The sequence below is a fragment of the Streptomyces sp. LS1784 genome, assembly GCF_020103755.1.
In the GTDB taxonomy this organism is placed as follows: Bacteria; Actinomycetota; Actinomycetes; order Streptomycetales; family Streptomycetaceae; genus Kitasatospora.
This window is the reverse complement of record NZ_JAHSQD010000662.1, coordinates 1-4,085: the sequence shown is the minus strand read 5'-3', so window position 1 is coordinate 4,085 and position 4,085 is coordinate 1. Positions and strand designations below refer to the sequence as shown.

The following is a 4,085-nucleotide window of genomic DNA, read 5'->3' as shown; positions in this document are numbered from 1 at the left end:
GACGGCGCCCTCGGCGCCGAAGTCGGTGGCGGGCCGGCCGGTGCCGCCGACGGCGACGTTGGCGAGACCCTGACGGTCGAGGGCGGAGACCAGGGCGCGGCGCAGCGCCGGGTCGGCAAGGGGCCGGCCGGGGCGCTGGTTGAAGAAGGTCAGCCCGACCACGGTCGCCACGTCGGTGGCGGCCAGGCCGTGGCCGGTGAGCCGGGCGCGGTCCGGCCCGTTCACGTTCGCGATCTCGACGCCCCCGCTGAGCAGGAGGTTCGCCGCGGTGGAGGCCTGGGGCACCACCGGGATGACGATGCGTGCGGGGAGGCCGGGCTCTGCGGTCGTCGCCCCGGAGGGGCCCCACGTGTAGCCGTCGCGGACGGTGAACTCGTACGGTCCGCCGGGGGTGTAGCGGGTCAGTACGTAGGGGCCGGTGCCCTGGGTGGCGCGGTCCAGCGACTGGGGCCGGTCGAGGCCGGCGGGGCAGACGATCGGCAGCAGGCCGAGGGTGCGGGTGAGGAACGGGAAGGGGGCGGCGCTGGTCGCCGACACGGTGCCGGTCCGGTCGTCGGCGCTCGCGGTGAAGGGGACGTTGGGCAGCACGGTCCGGGCGCCGGCGAGCTGGTTGGCCGGGTCGCCCGCGTAGGTGAGCGCCCGGGCCACCGCGGAGGCGGTCAGGGGGGTGCCGTCGGCGCAGGTGATTCCCGGGCGGAGGGTGAAGGTGGCCGTGGTGGTGGTGGCCTGCCAGGAGGAGGCCAGGCCGGAGACCACGGTGCCGTCGGGGGCGAGGCTGACCAGTGAGTCGTAGGCGTAGCGGGACTGGGAGGCGCCGAAGGCCGAGTACGGGTTGAAGCTCGGGGTCTCACTGGCCGCCGCGATCCGGACGGTCCCGTGGTCCACGAGGGGGGTGGTCGTCGAGGACCTGGTGGTGCCGCCGCAGCCGCTCAGCGCGACGGCAGCGGCGGTCATGGCGGCCGCCAGGGCGACCAGAGGTGGGCGACGGGGCATGGCGTCATGGTGCCACCGGGCATTGGCGGCGGCGATTCAACTCGGCTGAGGGAAAGGCCTGTTCGAATGGATGGGGCCGCCTCTCGCCTTGCTGGGAAAGGTGGGCGTCGACGCGGGGCGGCGGGTGTGGCGATCCCCGATTCACTCTTTCGAGGGGCGCCGCGGCCCGGGTGTCGCCGACCGGGGGACCTGACGGTCCGGCATCGTCAGTATGTCGGCATGACGACGAACGCACCGGATCGCGAGGTCGGTCACCTGGCGGACCGATACTGGGAGTTCCTGCTGGAGCGGGACCCGTTGCTGCGAGTCCGCCAGGGGCTCCCGGTCGAGACGCTGCCGGAGGCGTCGCTCGGCGAGGCCGAGCAGCGGGCCCGGTTTGCGGCGGGAGTTCTGGACCGGGTCCGGGCGCTCGACGACGCGGAACTGCCCGGTGCGGACGCCGACACCGTGGCCGTCCTCGTGGCGCTGGCCGAACAGGAGCTGCGGGCCCGCCGGTGGTACTGGCTGACGCCCGCCGCCACGCCGTACCGGCTCTTCCCGCTGTCGCTGTACGTCGACGCGGTCCTGCGCCCCTTCCATTTCGCCGAACGGGCCGACGCCGACCGGTACTTGACGCTGGTGCGCGACCTCGCGCGAGTGGTCGGCTCGATCGGCGACAAGGTGGTCGGGCAGGCCTCGCGCGGCTTCCGGGTGCCGGCACCGGCCCTGGCCGGAGCGCGGGCCGTCATCGAGGGCCTGCGGTCCTCCGCTGCGCACCGGGTCACGGTGGCGGACGACCGGCTCGGCGGGTTGGGGCCGGCTGGGCGCGGACGCCTTCGGGACGGTGTACGGAGGCTGGTGGAGGCCGAGTTGGCTCCGGCCTTCGACCGGCTGCTCGCGTCCGTCGACGACCCGGCCCAGCCGGGGGATGCTCCGCAGGAGGTCGGGTGGGCGCGCTACGAGGACGGCGAGGAGGCGTACCGGGACTTCGTCCGGACCCACGCCGGGGGCGACACCGAGCCCGAGCGGCTCCACGAGCTCGGCCGCGACCAGTGCCGTGAGCTGGCCGAGCGGATGCGGGAGGTGCGCGCGGCCCTGGGCTTCCACGGGTCCGAGGCCGAGTTCCACGAGCGGCTCGGGACGGAGCCCCGGTTCTACGCCCGGACGCCCGAGGAGGTCGAGGCGCGGTTCCATGGCCACCTCGACCGGCTGGCTCCGATGCTGCCGCGATGGTTCGCCGCCCTGCCGGCCGCGCCGTACGGGCTGGCCCGGCTGGACCCGGCGCTGGAGGCGGGGATGACCTTCGGGTACTACGAGCAGCCCACCGCGGCGAGCCCGGTCGGACGCTACCGCTACAACGGCTCGGACCTGGACCGGCGGTCGCTGCTGGGAGCGGCCTCCCTGATCTACCACGAGCTGGCGCCGGGCCACCACTTCCACCTCGCCCGGCAGGCGGAGAGCCGGTCGCTGCCGCAACTGCGCCGTGAAGTGGCCGAGTTCGGCGCGTTCAATGAGGGATGGGCCGAGTACGCGGCCGGTCTCGGCTGGGAGATGGGCCTCTACGACGACCCGTGGGACGCGTACGGGCGGCTCGCGCAGGAGCGGTTCACCGCCCAGCGCCTCGTGGTCGACACCGGGCTCAACCTCGGGACCATGAGCCTGGAGCAGGCGCATGACTTCATGCGCGCCAACTCCACCGAGGCGGAGGCCCAGATCGCCTCGGACCTGTTGCGCTACTCGACGGACCTGCCCGGTCAGGCGCTCTCGTACCGCGCGGGCTATCTGGAGTTCGCCCGGCTTCGGGTGGGGGTCGAGAGGGATCTGGGCGCCGGGTTCGACGTGCGGGCCTTCCACGAGGCGGTGCTGGGCGGTGGCGCTCTGCCGTTCCCCGCCCTGCGGCGGAGGGTGGCACGGGAACTCGGCAATTGATCCTCCCGGGTTAATAGATGTGATGAGCGGTTGATTCGGTGAATGTGCGTACGGCAATTCGCGCTACTCGGGAAGGTCAAGAACACTCGCACGAGTGAAACCCGCCGATGCCGTTTGGTCTCGATGCATCCGGCTCGACTACGGTGTCGAAGGTTGTGGACGGCGAACCCGTGAATCAAGGAATTCGATCCGGCGGAATAATCCGACGGAATGACTGGCGGATTCCGGAGGCGGGCGTGTCCGTCCGCCCAGCTGTGCGCCGCTCCGGTGTTCGCAGTGACCGGGGTCCCCGTCATACGTCTGCGTAGAGAGGATGGAGCATCATGCCACCCGTAGTCCCGCCGTTCCTGGTCGGTCTCATCGTCGCCCCACTGGCCAAGCGTCTGCTCAAGCCGCTGGTGCGTGGCGTCGTCAAGACGTCCGTCGGCATTGTCCTGGAGGTGAAGAAGGCGGCCCATGAGGCCGGGGAGAACATCCACGACCTCGCGGCCGAAGTGGCCGCCGACATGGTGGCCGCGCAGGTCGCCTCCGGCGACGGCCAGCGTGCGGCCGACGGTGCCGTCCCGAGCGGAGGAAAGGACGAGGTCTCCGACCGGGGCGAGGGCGAGGCGAGGACCCCGAAGATCCGCGCGACCGCCGGAGCCGGCAAGCCGAACTGACGGTCGGTCCGGCGGCCCCACCCGTCGCCTGGGCGCGCGTTCCGACGAATGCCGGAATGATGCGCCCATGCGGCGGTCGGCCGCGGGACCGCCGGCCACATCGCTTCCCCCTTCAGAACCTCCCACTCCTTCGCAGTGTTCCGTCGTGCCGATGACGGATTCCCGCGACCTCCGCAAACAGGTGATCGTACACATGCCGTCTCTACTGGGTGCCGAAGCCGGATATCGCTCCGTGGATTTGGACGTGCGCCCTCGCTCGGTCATTCCGGGCCGCCAGCGCTGGGACGTCAGGCCGGTTCTCGATCGGCCCCGGACGGCCGAAATCCTCGCCGCAGCCCTGCGGCGCATCCCCGGGATCACCGAGGCGCAGGCCAACCCGGTCACCGGCAGGGTCCTCGTCCGGCACGACGCGCGCGTGAGCGCCACGGACGTCGGCCGGATCGTGCGCCGAGCCGTCACCCTGGTCGTGGCGGGCCCGGCCCCAGCCGCCCGCCCCGCACCGCCGCGATCCGCCTCCGGGCCGGC

Annotated in this window: 3 protein-coding genes and 1 pseudogene; 3 read left to right on the top strand and 1 reads right to left on the bottom strand. The window is 72.6% G+C overall.

Annotation, left to right across the window (positions count from 1 at the left end; translation table 11 throughout):
- Positions 1-993 (bottom strand): ABC transporter substrate-binding protein (locus KS423_RS40040; protein WP_224284648.1); only part of this gene is annotated, 993 nt, incomplete at its 3' end.
- A gap of 219 nt (positions 994-1,212) precedes the next feature.
- Here KS423_RS40040 and KS423_RS40035 point away from each other — a divergent pair.
- The 3 genes and pseudogenes from KS423_RS40035 to KS423_RS40025 all read left to right on the top strand — a co-directional run.
- Positions 1,213-2,901: a DUF885 family protein gene (locus KS423_RS40035; RefSeq protein ID WP_224284647.1), complete on the top strand. Its 1,689-nt coding sequence runs from the start codon at positions 1,213-1,215 to the stop codon at positions 2,899-2,901.
- 323 nt (positions 2,902-3,224) lie between these two features.
- On the top strand, positions 3,225-3,560 hold the full coding sequence (locus KS423_RS40030) for a DUF5132 domain-containing protein (RefSeq protein WP_224284646.1): 336 nt from the start codon (positions 3,225-3,227) through the stop codon (positions 3,558-3,560).
- Positions 3,561-3,711: 151 nt separating this feature from the next.
- Positions 3,712-4,085, top strand: a pseudogene (locus tag KS423_RS40025) (hypothetical protein); the annotation flags it as partial.